At 70.7% G+C, this 19851-nt stretch carries 19 protein-coding genes and 1 pseudogene; 7 read left to right on the forward strand and 13 right to left on the reverse strand.

Annotated elements, in window-relative coordinates; all coding sequences use genetic code 11:
* Window positions 1-10: 10 nt before the first annotated feature.
* Window positions 11-886 carry a DUF3152 domain-containing protein gene (locus EHO50_RS18040; RefSeq protein WP_128431157.1) on the reverse strand — a complete coding sequence of 292 codons (876 nt, stop codon included), beginning with the start codon at window positions 884-886 and terminating at the stop codon, window positions 11-13.
* A gap of 128 nt (window positions 887-1014) precedes the next feature.
* Between EHO50_RS18040 and EHO50_RS18045 the strand changes: the two genes are divergently transcribed.
* The 4 genes and pseudogenes from EHO50_RS18045 to mgt all read left to right on the forward strand — a co-directional run bounded on the left by EHO50_RS18045 (window position 1015) and on the right by mgt (window position 5078).
* The gene (locus tag EHO50_RS18045; RefSeq protein ID WP_128431158.1) at window positions 1015-1719 is read left to right on the forward strand and encodes a response regulator transcription factor; all 705 of its coding nucleotides are present in this window, start codon (window positions 1015-1017) and stop codon (window positions 1717-1719) included.
* Between the two features lie 38 nt (window positions 1720-1757).
* The gene (locus EHO50_RS18050) at window positions 1758-3215 is read left to right on the forward strand and encodes a sensor histidine kinase (RefSeq protein WP_128431159.1); all 1458 of its coding nucleotides are present in this window, start codon (window positions 1758-1760) and stop codon (window positions 3213-3215) included.
* 5 nt (window positions 3216-3220) lie between these two features.
* A complete protein-coding gene (locus EHO50_RS18055; protein ID WP_128431160.1) occupies window positions 3221-3787 on the forward strand; it encodes a hypothetical protein in 567 nt (188 codons plus the stop codon).
* A 27-nt stretch (window positions 3788-3814) separates the two neighbouring features.
* Window positions 3815-5078, forward strand: a pseudogene (gene mgt, locus EHO50_RS18060) (macrolide-inactivating glycosyltransferase).
* 59 nt (window positions 5079-5137) lie between these two features.
* On the opposite strand, the gene EHO50_RS18065 reads toward mgt, so the two are convergent.
* Window positions 5138-7402, reverse strand: coding sequence for an MMPL family transporter (locus tag EHO50_RS18065; RefSeq protein ID WP_128431162.1), 2265 nt, complete (start codon window positions 7400-7402; stop codon window positions 5138-5140).
* Window positions 7403-7662: 260 nt separating this feature from the next.
* On the opposite strand from EHO50_RS18065, the gene EHO50_RS18070 reads away from it, so the two are divergent.
* Both EHO50_RS18070 and EHO50_RS18075 read left to right on the forward strand, forming a co-directional pair.
* Complete coding sequence (locus EHO50_RS18070; RefSeq protein WP_128431163.1) at window positions 7663-8211, forward strand: DUF1697 domain-containing protein; 549 nt, start codon at window positions 7663-7665, stop codon at window positions 8209-8211.
* Window positions 8204-8581 (forward strand): nuclear transport factor 2 family protein, encoded by a 378-nt coding sequence (locus EHO50_RS18075; RefSeq protein WP_128431164.1) that lies wholly within the window; start codon window positions 8204-8206, stop codon window positions 8579-8581. The genes EHO50_RS18070 and EHO50_RS18075 overlap by 8 nt, the downstream gene beginning before the upstream one ends.
* On the opposite strand, the gene EHO50_RS18080 is transcribed toward EHO50_RS18075, so the two are convergent.
* Window positions 8562-9206, reverse strand: a complete 645-nt coding sequence (locus tag EHO50_RS18080) for a hypothetical protein (protein ID WP_246101214.1) — start codon at window positions 9204-9206, stop codon at window positions 8562-8564. The genes EHO50_RS18075 and EHO50_RS18080 overlap by 20 nt on opposite strands.
* A 174-nt stretch (window positions 9207-9380) precedes the next feature.
* Here EHO50_RS18080 and EHO50_RS18085 point away from each other — a divergent pair, with 174 nt between their 5' ends.
* Window positions 9381-10403 (forward strand): ketopantoate reductase family protein, encoded by a 1023-nt coding sequence (locus EHO50_RS18085; protein WP_128431165.1) that lies wholly within the window; start codon window positions 9381-9383, stop codon window positions 10401-10403.
* 98 nt (window positions 10404-10501) lie between these two features.
* On the opposite strand, the gene EHO50_RS18090 is transcribed toward EHO50_RS18085, so the two are convergent.
* From EHO50_RS18090 to EHO50_RS18140, 10 genes are all read right to left on the reverse strand, one after another.
* Window positions 10502-11242: a sirohydrochlorin chelatase gene (locus EHO50_RS18090; RefSeq protein WP_128431166.1), complete on the reverse strand. Its 741-nt coding sequence runs from the start codon at window positions 11240-11242 to the stop codon at window positions 10502-10504.
* 6 nt (window positions 11243-11248) lie between these two features.
* A complete protein-coding gene (locus EHO50_RS18095; RefSeq protein ID WP_128431167.1) occupies window positions 11249-12139 on the reverse strand; it encodes an ABC transporter permease in 891 nt (296 codons plus the stop codon).
* Complete coding sequence (locus EHO50_RS18100; RefSeq protein ID WP_128431168.1) at window positions 12126-12914, reverse strand: ABC transporter ATP-binding protein; 789 nt, start codon at window positions 12912-12914, stop codon at window positions 12126-12128. Before EHO50_RS18100 ends, EHO50_RS18095 begins: the two co-directional genes overlap by 14 nt.
* Before the next feature lie 43 nt (window positions 12915-12957).
* Window positions 12958-14058, reverse strand: coding sequence for an aliphatic sulfonate ABC transporter substrate-binding protein (locus EHO50_RS18105; protein WP_128431169.1), 1101 nt, complete (start codon window positions 14056-14058; stop codon window positions 12958-12960).
* 208 nt (window positions 14059-14266) lie between these two features.
* On the reverse strand, window positions 14267-15601 hold the full coding sequence (locus EHO50_RS18115) for a sulfate adenylyltransferase subunit 1 (RefSeq protein ID WP_128431171.1): 1335 nt from the start codon (window positions 15599-15601) through the stop codon (window positions 14267-14269).
* Window positions 15602-15603: 2 nt separating this feature from the next.
* On the reverse strand, window positions 15604-16551 hold the full coding sequence (cysD, locus tag EHO50_RS18120) for a sulfate adenylyltransferase subunit CysD (protein WP_128431172.1): 948 nt from the start codon (window positions 16549-16551) through the stop codon (window positions 15604-15606).
* Window positions 16548-17084, reverse strand: coding sequence for an adenylyl-sulfate kinase (gene cysC, locus EHO50_RS18125; RefSeq protein WP_128431173.1), 537 nt, complete (start codon window positions 17082-17084; stop codon window positions 16548-16550). The genes cysD and cysC overlap by 4 nt, the downstream gene beginning before the upstream one ends.
* Before the next feature lie 51 nt (window positions 17085-17135).
* Complete coding sequence (locus EHO50_RS18130) at window positions 17136-17846, reverse strand: phosphoadenylyl-sulfate reductase (RefSeq protein WP_128431174.1); 711 nt, start codon at window positions 17844-17846, stop codon at window positions 17136-17138.
* The gene (locus EHO50_RS18135) at window positions 17843-18031 is read right to left on the reverse strand and encodes a hypothetical protein (protein ID WP_128431175.1); all 189 of its coding nucleotides are present in this window, start codon (window positions 18029-18031) and stop codon (window positions 17843-17845) included. Before EHO50_RS18135 ends, EHO50_RS18130 begins: the two co-directional genes overlap by 4 nt.
* Window positions 18028-19725: a nitrite/sulfite reductase gene (locus EHO50_RS18140; protein WP_128431176.1), complete on the reverse strand. Its 1698-nt coding sequence runs from the start codon at window positions 19723-19725 to the stop codon at window positions 18028-18030. Before EHO50_RS18140 ends, EHO50_RS18135 begins: the two co-directional genes overlap by 4 nt.
* Window positions 19726-19851: the final 126 nt, after the last annotated feature.

The raw sequence follows: 19851 nt of genomic DNA on the forward strand, positions 1-19851 counted from the left end.
CCCGCGCGCCTCAGGGCACGGCGGGGCCGGTGATGTACCGCCCGTCCTCGTCGTACGGCCAGACATTGGGTACGCAGCCGTGCATGCCCTTGATCTGCTGCATCATCGCGGGGGCCGGTTTCCCTGCGCCGGGGCAGCCGACGTGGCCGTGGTGGAGGAAGTGGCCGACCTCGTGGTTGATGATCAGCGCCCGGTAGGCCGTCACGTCCTTGGCGTAGACGGGCGTCGCCAGTTCCCAACGCCTGAGGTTGACCATGACGTTCTCGGCCGCGCTGCAGTTGTACTCGCCGCCGGTGTCCAGCCCGTGCTGCCCGCAGATCTTGTCCACGGTCCCGGGGGTCGCGACGCGCAGGGCGAAGTCGGTGGCGCCGCCGGACACCCGCTGGAACGCCGACTTGCCGTCCGCCGTCCAGCCGCGCGGGTCGCCCAGGATGCTCTCCACCTGCTTGGCGACCTCGGTCAGCGACAGCTCGAGGTCGTCTTCCACCTCGACCCGGTAGCGCAGGGCCGTTCCCGTCCCCACCTTTGCGCTTGCGCCGGGCGCGGTGGTGAACGTGCCGGGTCCCGTGGCTGGGACGACGGGCTTGGAGGGCCGGGCGGACGGACTCACCGACGGACTCGAAGACGCGCTCGGGCTCAACGACGCGCTCGGGCTCGAAGGCGGGCTCGGGGCGCGACCGGCCCCCGCCCGCCCGGTGGGCGCGGCGGCCTCTGTCGTGGAGTCTGACGTGAACGTCCATCCCGCAGCCGCGAAACCGGCGGCCCCGAGGACGGCCAGCGCGGTCAGACCTCCCCACAGCGGTCCCCTCCACCCGCGCGCGGGGGCGTGCGCGGGGCCGCTCCTGCGGCGACGGTTGCGGGACGGAGTTGCTCGGTGTGCGGTCATGGTGGTTCAGGTTGTGATCGTGATGTGATCGGATCTGGCTCAAGTGATAACGAAAGGGTAACGGCGCCTGATGTGATCATCCGGTAACAGCGCCCTGAACTCGTGAACGACGTGCCGATACTGGGCCCATGCCACGCGTTCTGCTGATCGAAGACGACCGTGCCGTGCGGGAGGGGGTCGCCCTCGCGCTGCGCCGCCAGGGCCACGAGGTCGCCGCCGCCGAGACCGGCGAGGAGGGGCTGGAGCGGCTGCGGTCCTTCCGGCCGGACGTCGTGGTGCTGGACCTGATGCTGCCCGGGATGCCGGGTCTGGACGTGTGCCGGGGGATGCGCGCCCTCGACCAGACGCTGCCGATCATCATGGCGACGGCGCGGGGCGACGACGAGGACATCGTCGTAGGACTGGAGGCCGGGGCGGACGACTACGTCGTCAAGCCCGTGCAGGCGCGGGTGCTGGAGGCGCGGATCCGGGCCGTGCTGCGCCGGGCGGGCGGCGCGCCCGCCGACGGGGGCATACCGAAGATCGACACCTACGGCGACCTGGCCGTCGACCGGGCCGGGCTCTCGGTCACCTGGCGGGGTGAGCCGGTCGCGCTGGCCCCGTCCGAACTGCGGCTGCTGCTGACCCTGTCCGCCGCGCCCGGCCAGGTGTTCAGCCGGCAGCAGCTCCTGGAGGCGGTCTGGGAGCACAGCTACCACGGCGACGCGCGCCTGGTGGACGCCTGCGTCAAGCGTCTGCGCGCCAAGATGGGCGAACCCCCGCGCGAACCCCGCTACATCCAGACCGTGCGCGGCTTCGGCTACCGGTTCGCCGCCCGGTTCGTCTCCCCATGACGGCGCGCGACGGATCCGCGTCGAGGCCGACGTTCCGGATGAGACCCCCGCAACTGCGCGGCCTGCGCGTGCGGCTGGTGGTGGCCTTCGTACTCGTCGCCGCGCTCACCGCCGCGACCACCGGCGCCCTGACGTTCCGGGAGGCACGCACGGGAGTGCTCCAGCAGAGCCAGGACGCCGTGATCAAGCAGCTGCGCGCCCAGCTCGACCGGCTCGCCCCCGAACTCGCCGTCCCCCCGGGCGAGTCGGAGCTGCGGCGCTTCGCGGCCGACGTGGCCGCCGCCGAACCGGCCGGAACCTGGCGGGTGTTGGTCGCCTACGGCGATCTGAGCGTGAAGTCCGCCGTCGACGACCCGTTCGAGGAACTGACCCCTGCCCTGCGGGAGGCCGTGAACTCCAGCCGGGCCACCGTCTTCCAGCGGGTGCGCAGCGGCGACCACACCGCGCTGGTCGTCGGCATGACGGTCACCTTCGCCACGCCCGACATGGCCGCCTCCGGGGTGCAGGTCTTCCTCACCGTTCCGCAGACCGCCGAGGCGGCTTCCGTCGACGCCCTGGTGACCGCCATCGAACGGGCCACCCTGCCCGCCCTCGGGCTCGCCGTACTGCTCGCGCTGCTCGCCGCCCGCGGGGTGCTGCGGCCGGTGCGTGCGCTGCGGCACGCCACCCGCAGGATCGCCGAGGGGCGCCTCGACACCCGGCTCGCGGTCGACGGCTCCGACGAACTCGCCGACCTCTCGCACACGTTCAACGAGACGGCCGCTGCCCTGGAGGCGTCCGTGGCCGAACTGCGCGGCATGGAGGCCCGGGCCCGCCGGTTCGCCGCGGACGTCTCGCACGAACTGCGCACCCCGCTGGCCGCCATGTCGGCGGTCACCGACGTCCTCGACGAGGACGCCGCCCGCCTCGACCCCGACACCGCCACCGCGGTCCGGCTGATCAGCGAGGAGACCGTGAAACTGGCCCGGCTGGTGGACGACCTGATGGAGATCTCCCGCTTCGACGCGGGCGCGGCCGTGCTGCACCTGGACGAGATCGACCTCGCCGAGTCCCTGCGGCGCACGCTCGCCGCCCGTGCCTGGACCGACCAGGTGGACGCCGACCTGCCACCACCCGACGCCGTACGCGGACGCGTCGACCCGCGCCGCCTCGACGTGGTCGTCGCGAACCTGGTCGGCAACGCGCTGCGGCACGGCGCCCGACCGGTCCGGCTGCGGCTGTACGGCCGCACGGAGAGCCTCGCGGTCATCGAAGTGCTGGACAGTGGCCCCGGCATCCCCGACACCGTGCTCCCGCATGTCTTCGAGCGGTTCTACAAGTCCGACGCCGCCCGCACCCGCACCGAGGGCAGCGGTCTCGGCCTCGCCATCACCGCGGAGAACGTCCGGGTGCACGGCGGCACCGTCCGGGCGGCGAACCGTCCGCAGGGCGGCGCCGTCTTCACGGTGGAACTCCCGCTGCGCCGGGACGCATCGACCTCGGAGAGTGGAGAGTGAGAGCCGTGCGCCGAGTCGCGCTGCTGGCCGTTCCCGCCCTGTTCGGGCTCGCTTCCTGCGGCATCCCCGAGACCGGTGTGGTGGAGGCGGGCGGGCCCGCCGGTGGGGTGGTGCCGACGATACGGGTGTACTTCGCGGCGGACGGCGCTCTCGTCGCCGTATCGCGCAGGAGCATCGTGATGGTCGATGCCGAGTCGGCGGTGGAGCTCCTGCTCCTGGGCCCGACCGACGCGGAACGCGCCAAGGGGCTGACGACGGGGCTGCGACCGCCGGGCATGCTGCCGACGCTCGCACCGGACCCGTGGGGCACCCCCGATGCCTCCTACGGTCCCGCGCCGGAGGGACTCGCCGCGGCCGGTCCCGTCAGGGCGACGACCGGCGACAAGGGCATATCCATCGAACTGACCGCCGCGGCAGGCGAGTTGTCCGGCCTGGCGGTGGACCAGCTGACCTGCACGGTCCTCGGTGTCCAGCGCCTGGCCGCCCCGTCGGCCGAACCACTGCCGGTGACCGTCACGGGGCCGGACGGCCGACGCGCGGAGGGAGGCGGCGCGAGCTGTCCCGAACGGTGACGCAGGCATCCCGGACCGAGATCGGCAATCAGATTGCACGAGACGTCTCGTCTCGCTTACGGTGGGGCTCATGACCAGTCGCCCCGCACACATCGCCATGTTCTCCATCGCCGCCCACGGCCACGTGAACCCCAGCCTCGAAGTGATCCGCGAGCTCGTGGCGCGCGGGCACCGGGTCACCTACGCGATTCCGCCCCTGTTCGCCGAGAAGGTCGCCGAGACCGGTGCCGAGCCGAAGCTCTGGAACTCCACGCTGCCCGGACCCGACGACGACCCGGCGGCGTGGGGCACCACCCTCCTGGACAACGTGGAGCCCTTCCTGGCGGACGCGATCCAGGCCCTGCCGCAGCTGATCGAGGCCTACGACGGCGACGAACCCGACCTCGTGCTGCACGACACCGCCTCCTACCCGGCCCGGGTCCTCGCCCACCGCTGGGGAGTCAGGGCGATCTCGCTCTCGCCGCACATGGTCGCCTGGGACGGCTACGAGGAGGAGGTCACCGAGCCCATGTGGGCCGAGCCGAAGAAGACCGAGCGCGGCAAGGCCTACTACGCCCGCTTCCAGGCCTGGCTGGACGAGAACGGCATCGACCAGGACCCCGACTCCTTCGGCGGCCGACCCGACCGCTCGCTCGTCCTCATCCCCAAGGCACTTCAGTGGAACGCCGACCAGGTCGACGAGAGCCGCTACACCTTCGTCGGCGCCTGCCAGGGCGACCGCTCGGCCCAGGGGGACTGGCGGCGACCGGCCGGCGCGGACAAGGTGCTCCTCGTCTCCCTCGGCTCCGCCTTCACCAAGCAACCCGGCTTCTACCGCGAGTGCGCCAAGGCCTTCGGCGACCTGCCCGGCTGGCACATGGTGCTGCAGATCGGCAGGCACGTCGACCCGGCCGAGCTGGGCGAGATCCCCGCCAACGTGGAAGTGAGGGAATGGGTACCGCAGTTGGCCATCCTGAAGCAGGCCGACGCCTTCATCACGCACGCGGGTGCCGGCGGCAGCCAGGAGGGGCTCGCGACCGCCACACCGATGGTCGCCGTACCGCAGGCCGCCGACCAGTTCGGCAACGCGGACGTACTCCAGTCCCTCGGCGTCGCCCGCCACATCCCCACGGAGGAGGCGACCGCCGAGGCCCTGCGCGCCGCCGTCCTCACGCTCGTCGACGACCCGGAGGTCGCCCGGCGCCTGAAGGACATCCAGGCGCAGATGGCCCAGGAGGGCGGCACCACGCGGGCCGCCGACCTGATCGAGGCCGAGCTGGCCGCCGTACGAGAAGCGCACGGGAACACCTGAAGGAGCAGAGCCCGTTGACTCCCCTGTGGTCAACGGGCCCTGCTGGTCGGGAGGGTGGGTCAGACGGGCACCCGCTCGCCCTCGTCGTCCCGGGCCGCGCTGCGCGTCACGGCCTCGGGCGCCTCGTCGTGTGTCAGGTCAGGCAGGCGGTTCAGCCACTTCGGCAGGTACCAGTTGCGCTCGCCCAGCAGGGCCATCACCGCCGGGAGCAGTACACCCCGGATGATCGTCGCGTCGATGAGGACCGCGGCCGCGAGACCGACGCCCATCTGCTTCATGGACTGCATCGACAGCGTGCCGAAGATCGCGAACACGGCGACCATGATGACCGCGGCGCTGGTGACGACCCCGGCCGTGGTGACCACGCCGTGCTGGATCGCGTCCTTCGTCGTACGGCCCCGCAGACGCGCCTCGCGGATCCGCGAGACCACGAACACGTGGTAGTCCATCGACAGGCCGAACAGGATCACGAACAGGAACAGCGGCAGCCAGGTGATGATGGCGCCGACGCCCTCCGCGCCCACCAGGGACGCGCCCCAGCCGTGCTGGAAGACGGCGACGAGGATGCCGTAGGCCGCGCCCACCGACAGCAGGTTCAGCACGATCGACGTGATCGCGACCGTCAGCGAGCGGAACGACAGCAGCATCAGCACGAAGGCGAAGACCACGACGAAGGCGAAGACCGGGATGACGGCTCCGGCCAGCTCGTCGTTGAAGTCCTTCGAGCCGGCGACCTGTCCGGTGATCGGCGCCTCGACGCCGTCCACCTTGCCGAGCGTGGCCGGGCGGACCTCGTCGCGCAGCTTGTCCAGGCTCGCCCCTGCCTTGTCGAGGTCGGAGCCGCCGACCAGCGGGACGTACACGAAGGCGACGTTCTGGTCGTCGTGCAGCTTGATCTCGACCGGGCCGCGCGAGGCGCCCGAACTGACCGCCCGCTCACGGAAGTCGGCGAGCGCGGACTTCACCTCGGGAGCGTTGATGTCGTTCGCCTTGACGACCACCTCGGCCGGCTCGGAGCCGCCCGGGAAGGCCTCGTTGAGCCGGTTGTACGTCTGCACGATGGGCAGCGAGTCGCCGAACTCCTTGTCCAGGGTGAGCTGCTGGGTCTTCATGCCGAGCGCGGGAGCCGCGATGGCGAGCAGCGCACCGGCCGCGACGACGACCGAGATGACCGGCCGGGCGAGCACGCCCTTCAGTACGGCCGTCCAGAATCGGCTCTCGCGGTTGCCGCGCCCACGGTTGCGGAGCTTGCTCTGCGGGTGCAGGAAGGGGATCTTGCCCTTCTCGACCCGCTCGCCCAGCAGTGACAGCAGCGCCGGAAGCACCGTCACCGATCCGACCATGGCGACCGCCACGACCATCAGCGAGGCCAGGCCCATCGCCTCGAACTCGGCGAGCCCGGTGAACAGCATGCCCGCCATCGCCACGCACACCGTGACACCGGAGACGATGATCGCGCGGCCACTGGTGGCGGCGGCGACCCTCAGGGCCGTCTGCGCGTCCCGGCCGGCCTCGCGCTCCTCGCGCTCACGGCGCAGATAGAACAGGCAGTAGTCGACGCCCACGGCCAGGCCGACCAGCAGCATCACGGAGTTGGCGGTGTCGCTCATCGGCATGACGTGGCTGACGATGCCCATCAGACCCATCGTCGCCATGATCGCGGTGACCGCCAGCAGCACCGGCAGCAGGGCCGCCACCAGCGCGCCGAAGGCGATGAGCAGAATGCCGAGGGCCACCGGCACCGCGGAGTACTCGGCCTTCTGGAAGTCGTCCCCGAACGCGTCGTCGAACGTCTTCATCATGCTCGCGCCGCCGATCTCCTCGATCCGCAGCGACTCGTGGTCCTTCTGGACGTCCTCGACGGCCTTCAGCACGGGCTCCACACGCTCGCCCGCGGTGTCCGACTCGCCGCGCATGTCGAACTGCACCAGCGCGCTGCGGCCGTCCTTCGAGATCGTCCGCGTGTCGTACGGCGACGTCACGTCCGTGACCTTGCCGGTGCCCTCGACCGCCTTCACGACCGCGGTGACCGCCGACCTGAACTCGGCGTCCGTGGCCTTGAGGCCGCCGTCCTTCGCCTGGATCAGGACGGTCTCACTGGCCGGCTCCTCGATCCCCGCGTCCTCGATGATCTTGGCCGCGGTGTGCGTCTCGCCCTTCAGCTGGTCGCTGTCCTTGACGTCGACCCGGCCCGCCGCCGAACCGAGCCCCATCGCCAGGACGACGAACAGCACCCAGATGCCGACGGCGGCCCATCGATGGCGGGCGCTCCAGCCGCCGGCGCGGGCGGCGAGTCCCCGCACGCGTGTGTCTCCGTTCCCCATGACGGGCTTGCCCCCTTGATTGCGGTGGCGGCCCCCTGCCGCCCCCTTTCGTTTCGAAGGTATGGGCCGGATAAAGCCATCTCGTCGTGCTGCCCGGTGAAGTGCGACGGCCGGAACTCATCCCCTCGGCCACCGGGCTCTCCCCACTGGGGAGGATGAGGGTCCCTTACATCTATCCGGACGTGTCGGGGAGGCGGCTCGGGGATGTCGATGGGCGTGACGGCCCCGTCGGTGTCAGTGGCGCGTCTTAAGGTGACCGGATGACGACGACGTATGCGGCGCTGCTGCGCGGAATCAACGTGGGCGGCAGCAGAAAAGTCCCGATGGCCGACCTGCGCACCCTGATGACCGGCCTTGGTCACGACGGCGTACGCACCTACCTGCAGAGCGGCCAGGCCGTCTTCGCCGCCGACCACGGCGACGAGGAGTCCCTGGCCGCGGAGCTCGCGTCGGCGATCGAGAAGCACTTCGGGTTCGCCGTGGACGTGATCGTGCGCGACCACGCCTATCTCAAGGCCATCGCCGACAACTGCCCTTTCCCCGCAGCCGAGTTGGAGCCCAAGCAGCTCCATGTCACCTACTTCTCCGCCCCGGTCGACGCCGAGCGCTTCGCGGAGATCGACCAGGCCGCCTACCTCCCGGAGGAGTTCCGGCTCGGCGACCGCGCGCTGTACCTGTACGCCCCGAACGGCCTCGGGCGCTCCAAGCTCGCCGAAATCCTGTCGCGACCCCGGCTCAACAAGGGTTTGATCGCCACCAGCCGTAACTGGAACACCGTGGTGAAACTAGTGGAGATGACAGGTGACTGAAGTCCGCACCCCTGCCGTGGAAGCCGCCGTCGAGGGCGAACTGCGCCTGCTCAGGCCGGAGGTCCGGTCCTCGCCGGAGCTGCTCGAGAAGCTTCTGCACCCCGAGTTCCGTGAGTTCGGCGCGTCGGGGCGGTACTGGGACCGGACGTCGATCATCGAGTCCCTGCTCGCGGGCGTCGCCCCAGGGCCACGACCCGTCGTCGTCTCGCGGATGGAGGGCGTCCAGCTCGCCCCCGACGTGGTCCACCTCACCTTCGACACGGAGAACAACGGCCGCCGGGTGCACCGCAGTTCGCTGTGGCGGCGCACGGACGACGGATGGCAGATGTACTTCCACCAGGGGACGCCGTTCACCCCTGAGGAAGCGTGACCCTGCGCAAGCCGAAGCCGGGCGACTGGGAGAGGATCTCGCGGGGCGCAGCCAGCCGTGACTCCTCGTACAGGCGCCTGACCTCCTCGTCGGTGTGCGCGGTGGCGACGGCGTCCAGGAGGGCGAGGTCGTCGGCGGAGAGCGACTCGTGGTCGCCGAAGCCGGCCAGGGGCTCCCAGCCGTCCCAGGGCAGCGTCTCGACGCCGTTCCGGCAGGCCAGATCGAGGACGAGGCTGCCCCGGACGAACCACATCCCGCGCAGGCTCTCGACGGACCAAAACCCGAAGGTCTCCGGATCGGCCTCCCCGGCCCGGCACGCCCGCCATGCCTCGCCCGCCACGAGGAACCGGTCGCGCGGCACGTCCAGCGGGTCGAAGCCCAGGTCGCCGTAGGCCGGATGCAGGACCTGCGGGTCGACCAGCCGCCAACTCCCGTCCGGCAGACGGTACTCGGTGATCCAGTGGTCCTCGTGGAAGCCGTCGACGAAGTAGGTGCCGAAGCCGCCGCGGACCCGGGCGGGCGTCGCAGGATCTCGGTGACGTAGCGGGACTCGGCGTCCTCGCGCAGCCGTTGCTCGGGGATGGCGTACCCAGGCGCGGGCCGTCGCCCTGATGGATGATCGCATTCCTTACGACATGCGCTAGTTGGCCCGGTTCGCTCGGCAGCCCACTGATGTCCAGGTCCCCCGGATCGCTGTACGGCGTCTGCTTTAGGTAGAAGTCGTCCATGCCGCGGGAACCCTGAAGCCTGCCCCAGGGGCAAGGTCAACCCGGCGGAACAGCTGTGCGAGGCTCGTCGTATGCGCTACATCATCATCGGGGCAGGGGCGGTCGGCGGCGTCATCGGTGGACGGCTCGCGGGCTCGGGACACGAGGTCGTACTGGTCGCGCGGGGTGCGCACTTCGAGGCCCTACGGGACCACGGACTGCGGCTCAAGGTGCCGGAGGGCGAGCTGACGCACCGGCTGCCGGTCGTCGACGGGCCGGCCGCGCTCGGCGAGCTCCGCCCCGACGACGTCCTCGTCCTCGCCGTCAAGACACAGGACAGCACGGCCGCGCTGCAGACGTGGGGCCCGGTCCCGGTCACGGGCGGCGGTACGGCCGCCGAGCGCCTGCCGCTGGTCTGCGCCCAGAACGGCGTCGAGAGCCAGCGCCTCGCCCTGCGGCTCTTCCGGCGGGTGTACGGCGTCTGCGTCTGGCTGCCGTCGACGTACGTCGAACCCGGCGTCGTCTCCGCCGCCGGCAGCCCCCTCACCGGCATCCTGCATCTCGGTCGCCACCCGCACGGCACCGACGAGACCGCCCGCCTCATCGCCGCCGACCTGGAGAAGTCGCACTTCGAGGCGCCGGTCGTGGCGGACGTGGCGCGCTGGCAGTACGCCAAACTGCTGGGCAACCTGGGCAACTCCCTGGAGGCGGTGACCGGCCCCGTCGACAGCGAGGCGGCCGCGGCACTGTTCCGGCGGGCGCGGGCCGAGGGCGCGGCCGTGCTCGACGCCGCCGGGATCGCGTACGCGAGCGCCGAGGAACAGCAGGCCGTACGGGGCGACAAGGTCACCCTCGTGCCCCTCGACGGCGCCCCGCGCGGTGGCGGCTCCTCCTGGCAGTCCCTCACCCGCGGCACCGGCACCATCGAGGCCGACCACCTCAACGGCGAGATCGTCCTCCTCGGCCGCCTGCACGGCGTACCGACCCCGCTGAACGAACTCCTCCAGCACCTCGCCAACACCTTCGCGCGAGAGCGACGGGCGGCGGGCTCGATGCCGGTGGAGGAGCTGGTGCGGCTGGCGGACGAGGCGGTGGGGGCGGCGGGCGCTTCATAGACGGGGCCGACTTCTTCCAGCGCCATCGCAAGCGCAAGCGCACCCGCACGGGCGGATTGCGACGGCCTCGCGCTCGGCCCCGCCGCCGAAGCCCGCCCTCAGGCCCCGACCGCCGCCAGCACCGGCACCCCGGCCGCGTCGTACCGCTCCAACAGCAGTCGCGCCACCTCGGGCGCCGGGCCGAGCACGTCCGCCAGTACGTCCGCCTCGGCCGCGCCCCGCGCGATGCGGTCCGGGAGGAACCCGGGGGCCAGGACGTACGGTGCCACCGCCACACGCGCACAGCCCAGCGCGCGCAGCTCCCGCACGGCGTCCTGCGTGCGGGGAAGGGATGCGGAGGCGAACGCAGGTCGCACGGCGCACCAACCGGTGTGCCGCCACTCCCGCGCGATTTCTGCGATCACTGCGATCGCCTCCGGGTCGGTGGACCCCGCCGAGGCCAGCACGACCCCGGTCGAGGACTTGTCGGCGGGCGTCAGCCCCGCCTCGTACAGCCGCCGCTCCAGGGCCGCCAGGAGCAGCGGCGACGGCCCCAGCACCTCGGCCTGCCGGATCCGCAGCTGCGGCGGCGCGTCCCGCAGGACCGCCGGAATGTCGGCCTTCGCGTGGAACGCCCTGGTCAGGAGCAGGGGCAGCGCTACGACGTCACGGACGCCCTCCGCCGCCAGGGACTCCAGGACCCCCTGTACCGACGGGATGTTGAAGTCCAGGAAGCCGGTCTCCACCCGTACGTCCGGGCGCAGCGAGCGCACCCGGCGTACCAGGGCATGCACCGTCGCGGCATGCCGCGGGTCACGGCTGCCGTGGGCGATGACGAGAAGAACCGGCTTGTTGAACACAGGACTTCAGCTCCTTGCCAGCAGACCGCGGCTGCGCAGCACCCACCGCTCCAGCGGGCTGAAGATCAGCAGCTCGATGGCGATGCCGACGACGAGAATGAGCAGGATCGCGAAGAAGACCATGGCCATGCTGCTGTTGTTGCGGCCGTTCTCCAGGAGTTGGCCCAGGCCCACGCCCAGGTCGGGGTGGGAGGCGATGATCTCCGCCGCCATCAGCGAGCGCCAGGAGAAGGCCCAGCCCTGCTTCAGGCCCGCCAGATAGCCGGGCAGTGCGGCCGGCATCACGATGTGCCAGGTGCCCTTCAGACCCGTCGCGCCCAGCGTGCGGCCCGCTCGCAGGAACAGCGGCGGCACCTGGTCGACGCCGGACACCAGGCCGTTGGCGATGGAGGGGACGGCGCCGAGCAGGATCACGGCGTACATCATCGAGTTGTTCAGGCCCAGCCAGAGAACCGCGGGTGCCACCCAGGCCACGGACGGCAGGGACTGCAGGCCGGACAGGATGGGACCGATGGCGGCCCGGACGAACCTCACGCGGGCGACCACCAGGCCCAGGGGCGTGCCGATGGCGAGGGCCATGAGGAAGCCGAGCAGGCCGCGTGAGACGGACGTCCAGATGTAGTCGAAGAGGGTTCCCTGGAGCCAGGACTCGCGGACCTCGCCCCATACGTCGGACGGCGAGGGCAGCTTGTATTCCGGGGCGACCTCGGCCCACACCAGCAGCTGCCACACCACCAGCACCAGCACGATCGCGGTGACGGGCGGCAGCACCTTGCGGGTCAGGGTCTCGCGCAGCGGCGTACGGCTCGTCTGGACCGTCTCCAGGGCGTCCAGGCCGGCCTCGACTCCGTCGAGATCGTTGCCGTCCTTGACGGCGGTCGTCTCAGTGCTGGCCATGGCGACGGATCTCCCCACGCAGTTCTTCGGTGATCTCCCGGGACAGCTCCGCCACTGCGGTGTCCTCGATGCGGCGCGGCTGCGGAATCCCGACCGTCCACTCCCGGGCGATACGGCCGGGGCGGGAGGACAGCAGGACGACGCGCTGAGCGAGCCGCACCGCCTCGCGCACGTTGTGCGTGACGAACAGCACCGACACCCCCGTCTCGCGCCAGATGCGGGTCAGTTCGTCGTGCAGCACGTCGCGCGTGATGGCGTCCAGCGCGGCGAACGGCTCGTCCATCAGCAGCAGCTTGCTGTCCTGGGCGAGCGCCCGCGCCATGGCGACGCGCTGGCGCATACCGCCGGACAGCTCGTGCACCCGCTTGCCGTACGCGCCCTTGAGCCGGACCAGTTCGAGGAGCTCCTCGGCCCGCTCGCGCCGCTCGGCCTTGGGTACGCCCCTGAGCTTGAGGGCGAGTTCGATGTTCTTGCCCGCGGTCAGCCACGGGAAGAGGGCGTGCTCCTGGAACATCAGCGCCGGCCGGCCGTCGGTCGTGATGCTGCCCGCGCTGGGCTTGTCCAGCCCGGCCACCAGGTTGAGCAGCGTCGACTTGCCGCAGCCGGACGCCCCGAGGAGGGTGACGAACTCGCCGGGCGCGACATCGAGCGTGATGTCGTCGAGGACGAGCTGCTGCCCGGCCGGGCCGGCGAACGACTTCGAGACGTGGTCGATACGCGCGGCGTGCTCCACGGACGCATCCGTGTCGGCGGCCTTGGCGAGGGCGGTTGCCATGGTCGTCACCTCCTGGGAACTCGCGGAATCCGGAAAATGGGGCTTACTCGACGCCGAGACCGGCATCGTCGACCTCGGGCTCGCCCTCGGCCTTGAGGACCTTGTTCAGCGGAGTCAGGTCGTAGATGCCGGTCAGATCCGGCTTCTGCAGCAGCCCCGCCTTGACCGCGTGCTCGGCCTCGGTGTCGAGCGTGGCCGCCAGCGGGTCGTCGGTGACGTGGATGGACTGCCACGCCGGGTCGAGCACACCGGCCGGCAGCGCCTTGCCGGTGTCGGCCTTCAGCTGGGCGTTCGCCGCAGCCTTCGCTTTCTCCGGGTTGGCGTCGATCCACTTGTTGATCTTCACGGAGGCACGCAGTACGGCCTCCACGGCCTTCGGGTGATCCTTCAGGAAGCTCTGCGACACGATGACGTTCGTGATCACGAACTTCTTGTCAGGCCACAGGTCCGCCTCGTCGAGGAGCACCTTGCCGCCCTCGGCGACCAGCTTCGACGCGGTCGGCTCGGGCACCCAGGCGCCGTCGATCGAACCGGACCGGTAGGCGTCCGGGACGACCTTGTTGTCCGTGCGGACGACGGAGACGTCGCCCTCGCCGCTCTGCGCGTCGACCTTCCAGCCCTGCTCGGAGACCCAGTTGAGGAACGCCACGTCCTGGGTGTTGCCGAGCTGCGGGGTGGCGATCCGCTTGCCCTTGACGTCCTTCAGGGACTTGACCTTCTCCGGATCGACGACGAGCTTCACGCCGCCCGACGCCGAACCGGAGATGATGCGCAGGTTCTTGCCCGCCGCCTTGATGTAGCCGTTGATGGCGGGGGAGGGGCCGATCCAGCCGATGTCGATGGACTTGGCGTTCAGCGCCTCGATCTCCGAGGGACCGGCGTTGAACGGGACGTACTGCGCCGTCGTGCCGCCCAGCTCCTTCTGGAACAGCCCCTCCTGTCGGCCGACCAGCGCGGTGGCATGGGTGAGGTTCCCGAAGTAGCCGATCTTCACCGAGTCCAGGCCGTCGACCTTGGGCGCCCCGGCTACGGCCTGCTCGGTGTTCTCCTTGGCCTGCGAGCCGTAGCCGCAGCCCGCGAGGGCGAGCAGCGGCAGCGCGGCCAGGACCGCGAGGGTCCGTCGCAAGGCGGGGGTGGCAGGCACGGGAGGGGTTCCTCTCGGTGGCCCGGCGCTCACGCCCGTGTCAGGTCGTGGCCGGGGAGTCGGCGGATTCGTGCGGAACGGCACGCATGCGGTGCGCGCAGGTCAGCGCACACATCGCGCCACTCCGCCCTGCCCGCTACCCACGGCGCCGCTGCCGACGCGGCCACCCTCCTTCGCGAACGTGGAGAAGTAGTCCCGGGTCTTCATGTCAGAAGTCCCACCCGTCGTCCTCGGCCTCGTCCTTGACAGGCTCCGGCGAGGCGAAGGACTCGCCGACCATGCCCGCGGTGAGCGTGGTGCCGTCGTTCGGGTCGATCAGGATGAAGGAGCCCGTGCGGCGCGAGTCGGCGTAGGAGTCGACCGGCAGCGGCTCGGCGGTGCGGATCTTCACCCGGCCGATGTCGTTGGCGACGAGCTGTCCCGGGTGCGGGTGCAGGGACAGGTCGTCGAGCGTGAGCCGGGAGGGGATGTCCTTGACGATCGCCTTGACCGTGCGGGTGCCGTGCTTGAGCAGCACACGGTGGCCGACGGTCAGCGGGGCGTCGGCGACATGGCAGACGGTGGCCTCGATGTCCTGCGTGGTCGCGGGCGCGTCCTTGGTCGGCACGATCAGGTCGCCGCGCGAGATGTCGATGTCGTCCTCGAGGAGGACGGTCACCGACTGGGTGGTCCACGCGATGCCGACCGGCTCGCCCAGCAGGTCGATGCCGGAGATCTTCGACGTACGGCCCGACGGCAGCACGGTGATCGACTCGCCGACGCGGAAGGAACCGGCGGCGATCTGGCCGGCGTAACCCCGGTAGTCGGGGTGCTCGGCGGTCTGCGGGCGGATCACGTACTGCACGGGCAGCCGGGCGTGGCAGTGGCTCAGGTCGTGGGTGACCGGGACCGTCTCCAGGTGCTCCAGGAAGGTCGGGCCGCCGTACCAGTCCATGTTCGCGGACGGGTCCACCACGTTGTCGCCGGCCAGCGCCGAGATCGGGATCGCGGTGATCTCCGGGACGCCCAGCTCCAGCGCGTACGCCGTGAACTCCTCGGCGATGGCGGCGAACACGGACTCCTGGTAGTCGACCAGGTCCATCTTGTTCACGGCCAGCACCACGTGCGGGACCCGCAGCAGGGCCGCGATGGCCGCGTGCCGGCGGGTCTGCTCGACGACGCCGTTGCGGGCGTCGACCAGGATCACCGTCAGCTCGGCCGTCGAAGCGCCCGTGACCATGTTGCGGGTGTACTGCACATGGCCGGGCGTGTCGGCGAGGATGAAGCGGCGCCGGGGCGTGGCGAAGTAACGGTACGCCACGTCGATCGTGATGCCCTGCTCGCGCTCGGCACGCAGGCCGTCCGTCAGCAGCGCCAGGTCCGGGGCCTCCTGGCCACGGCTCGCCGAGGCGCGCTCGACGGCCTCCAGCTGGTCGGTGAGGATCGACTTGGAGTCGTGCAGCAGCCGGCCGACGAGGGTGGACTTGCCGTCGTCGACGGAGCCCGCGGTGGCGAACCGCAGCAGGGTGGTGGCCGAGAGCTCCTCGGTCGTGGTCGTGCTCATGCTTAGAAGTACCCCTCGCGCTTGCGGTCTTCCATCGCGGCCTCGGACATCTTGTCGTCGGCGCGGGTCGCGCCGCGCTCGGTGAGCCGGGAGGCGGCGATCTCGGTGATGACCTGCTCCAGGCTCACCGCGTCCGAGTCGACGGCACCGGTGCAGGACATGTCGCCCACGGTCCGGTAGCGGACGAGCCGCTTCTCGACCGTCTCGCCGTCCTTCGGCCCGCCCCACTCACCTGCGGTCAGCCACATGCCGGCCCGCTTGAAGACCTCGCGCTCGTGCGCGAAGTAGATCTCCGGCAGCTCGATGCCCTCGCGGGCGATGTACTGCCAGACGTCCAGCTCGGTCCAGTTGGACAGCGGGAACACGCGGACGTGCTCGCCGGGCGCGTGGCGGCCGTTGTAGAGGTTCCACAGCTCGGGCCGCTGCCGGCGCGGATCCCACTGCGAGAACTCGTCCCGCAGCGAGAAGACGCGCTCCTTGGCCCGCGCCTTCTCCTCGTCCCGGCGCCCACCGCCGAACACCGCGTCGAACTTCTCGCTCTGGATCTTCTCCGTCAGCGGCAGCGTCTGCAGCGGGTTACGGGTACCGTCCGGGCGCTCCTTGAGCACACCCCGGTCGATGTAGTCCTGCACCGACGCGACATGCAGCCGCAGCCCGTGCTTGGCGACCGTGCGGTCCCGGTACTCGAGGACCTCGGGGAAGTTGTGCCCGGTGTCCACGTGCAGCAGCGAGAAGGGGATCGCGGCCGGGGCGAACGCCTTCAGCGCCAGGTGCAGCATGACGATGGAGTCCTTGCCGCCGGAGAACAGGATCACCGGCCGCTCGAACTCGCCCGCCACCTCGCGGAAGATGTGCACCGCCTCGGACTCCAGCGCGTCCAGGTGGGAGAGGGCGTACGGGGAATCCGTACCGTCCTCGCCCCCCTTCACCGTGGCGACGGTCGTCGTCATGCCAGTCCCCTTTCGCTGAGCAGGGCGTACACCGACGCCGCGGACTCCTGCACGGTCTGGTTCTGGGACTCGATGCGCAGATCGGGCGACTCGGGCTGCTCGTACGGGTCGTCGACCCCGGTCAGTCCGGTCAGCTCGCCCGCGGCCTGCTTGGCGTACAGACCCTTCACATCGCGTACGGAGCACACCTCGACCGGAGTCGCCACATGGATCTCCAGGTACGGCGCCCCGCTCTCCTGGTGGCGCTTGCGCACCGCGTCACGGCTGTCGGCGTAGGGCGCGATCACCGGGACGAGCGCCTTGACGCCGTTACGGGCGAGCAGTTCGGCCAGGAAGCCGATGCGCTGCACGTTGGTGTGCCGGTCCTCGCGGCTGAAGCCGAGGCCCGCCGAGATGAACTCGCGGATCTCGTCGCCGTCGAGCACCTCGACGCGGTGGCCCTCCTCGCGGAGCCGGCCGGCCAGCTCGTAGGCGATGGTGGTCTTGCCGGCGCTCGGCAGACCCGTGAGCCAGACGGTGGCTCCGCTCGTCACGTGGTTCTCCAAATTCGCAGACGCGGGAAACGTAGAAGACTCGGTCATGGGTCAGCCGTGCAGCCCGCACTCGGTCTTGGCGCGGCCCGCCCAACGGCCGGCGCGCGCGTCCTCGCCCTCCAGTACCCGGCGGGTGCAGGGCGCGCAGCCGACGGAGGCGTAGCCGTCCATCAGCAGCGGGTTGGTGAGGACGCCGTGCTCGGCGACGTAGGCGTCCACGTCGTCCTGGGTCCAGCGGGCGATCGGGGAGACCTTGACCTTCTGGCGCTTGTCGTCCCAGCCGACGACCGGGGTGTTCGCCCGGGTCGGGGACTCGTCACGGCGCAGACCCGTCGCCCAGGCCACATAGCCCTTGAGGCCCCGCTCCAGCGGCTCGACCTTGCGCAGCTTGCAGCACAGGTCGGGGTCGCGGTCGTGCAGCTTCGGGCCGTACTCGGCGTCCTGCTCGGCGACCGTCTGGCGCGGGGTGAGCGTGATGACGTTGACGTCCATCACGGCCTCGACCGCGTCGCGGGTGCCGATGGTCTCCTCGAAGTGGTAGCCGGTGTCCAGGAACACGACGTCCACGCCGGGCATCGCCCGGGAGGCGAGGTGGGCGACCACCGCGTCCTCCATCGACGAGGTCACGCAGAAGCGCTTGCCGAACGTGTCGGTCGCCCACTGGAGGATCTCCAGCGCGGAGGCGTCCTCCAGGTCACGGCCCGCCTGCTCGGCGAGCGCCTTCAGGTCCTCGGTCGTGCGCTCTTCCTGAATCGCAGTCATATCCGGTCTCCCCCTGCGTCGTTTTGCTGAAGGCCCCGGGCGAGCAGCCCGAGGAACTTCAACTGGAATGCGCGGTTGCACGCCGCGCATTCCCATGCGCCGTGGCTGCCCTCCGAGGCTTCACTGGGCCGGAGGTCCTCGTCGCCGCAGTAGGGGCAGTAGAAGGGGGCGGCCCGCTCGCTCATGAGAGGGCCTCCTCGGATGCGCGCGCGGCCCAGGTGGCGAACCGCTCGCCGTCCTCGCGCTCCTCCTGGAACCGCTTGAGGACCCGCTCGACGTAGTCGGGCAGCTCGTCGGAGGTGACCTTCAGGCCACGCACCTTGCGGCCGAACCCGGCCTCCAGGCCGAGCGCGCCGCCCAGGTGCACCTGGTAGCCCTCGACCTGCTCGCCCTGGTCGTTGAGGACCAGCTGGCCCTTGAGACCGATGTCCGCCACCTGGATACGGGCGCAGGCGTTCGGGCAGCCGTTGAGGTTGATGGTGATCGGCTCGTCGAAGTCCGGGATCCGGCGCTCCAGCTCGTCGATCAGCGAGGCGCCGCGCGCCTTGGTCTCGACGATGGCGAGCTTGCAGTACTCGATGCCGGTGCAGGCCATGGTGCCGCGCCGGAACGGGGAGGGCTTGGCGGTCAGGTCCAGCGCCTCGAGGGCCTCGACCAGCGACTCGACCTGCGCCTCCTCGACATCGAGGACGATCATCTTCTGCTCGACGGTGGTACGGACCCGGCCCGAGCCGTGCGCCTCGGCCAGCTCCGCGATCTTCGTGAGGGTGGCGCCGTCGACGCGGCCGACGCGCGGGGCGAAACCGACGTAGAAACGGCCGTCGTTCTGCCGGTGCACACCGACGTGGTCGCGCCAGCGCTCCACGGGCTGGGCGGGCGCGGGGCCGTCGACGAGCTTCCGCTTGAGGTACTCGTCCTCGAGCACCTGACGGAACTTTTCTGCACCCCAGTCGGCGACGAGGAACTTCAGGCGGGCGCGGGTGCGCAGCCGCCGGTAGCCGTAGTCGCGGAAGATCGAGATGACGCCCTCGTAGACGTCGGGGACCTCGTCCAGCGGCACCCAGGCGCCGAGCCGGACGCCGATCTTGGGGTTGGTGGACAGGCCGCCGCCGACCCACAGGTCGAAGCCGGGGCCGTGCTCGGGGTGGTTCACACCGACGAAGGCCACGTCGTTGATCTCGTGCGCCACGTCCAGCAGCGGCGAGCCGGAGATCGCGGACTTGAACTTGCGGGGCAGGTTCGAGAACGCCTTGTTGCCGATGATGCGGCGCTGGATCTCGTCGATGGCGGGGGTGCCGTCGATGATCTCGTCCGCGGCGATCCCGGCGACGGGCGAGCCGAGGACCACGCGGGGCGTGTCACCGCAGGCCTCGGTGGTGGACAGCCCGACGGCCTCCAGGCGGTTCCAGATCTCGGGCACGTCCTCGATCCGGATCCAGTGGTACTGGACGTTCTGCCGGTCGGTGATGTCCGCGGTGCCGCGCGCGAACTCCTGCGAGATCTCGCCGATGACACGCAGCTGCTGGGTGGTCAGCCGACCGCCGTCGATCCGCACCCGCAGCATGAAGTAGGAGTCGTCGAGCTCCTCCGGCTCCAGGATCGCGGTCTTGCCGCCGTCGATCCCGGGCTTGCGCTGGGTGTAGAGCCCCCACCAGCGCATACGGCCACGGAGATCGTTCGGGTCGATGGAGTCGAAGCCGCGCTTGGAGTAGATCGTCTCAATGCGTGTCCGCACATTGAGACCGTCGTCGTCCTTCTTGAACTGTTCGTTGCCGTTGAGCGGGGTGAAGTGCCCCGCGGCCCACTGACCCTCACCGCGGTGACGGCTCACCTTGCGGCGGGGAGTCGCGGCGGCAGGCTTCTGCGGGGTGGCGGCCATGGTTGATACGTCCTTCGGGACAGGCGGGAAAGCGGCTCTGACCTGCGCATACGCGCGCGCGGGCAGACCTGCGCGTCCTTGCGCGGGAATGAAGCGAAAAGAGGGGGGATGTCGGGCGCTGCGGGG

Origin of the sequence: Streptomyces cyaneus (assembly GCF_004028635.1) — a bacterium.
Taxonomy (GTDB): Bacteria; Actinomycetota; Actinomycetes; order Streptomycetales; family Streptomycetaceae; genus Streptomyces; species Streptomyces cyaneus.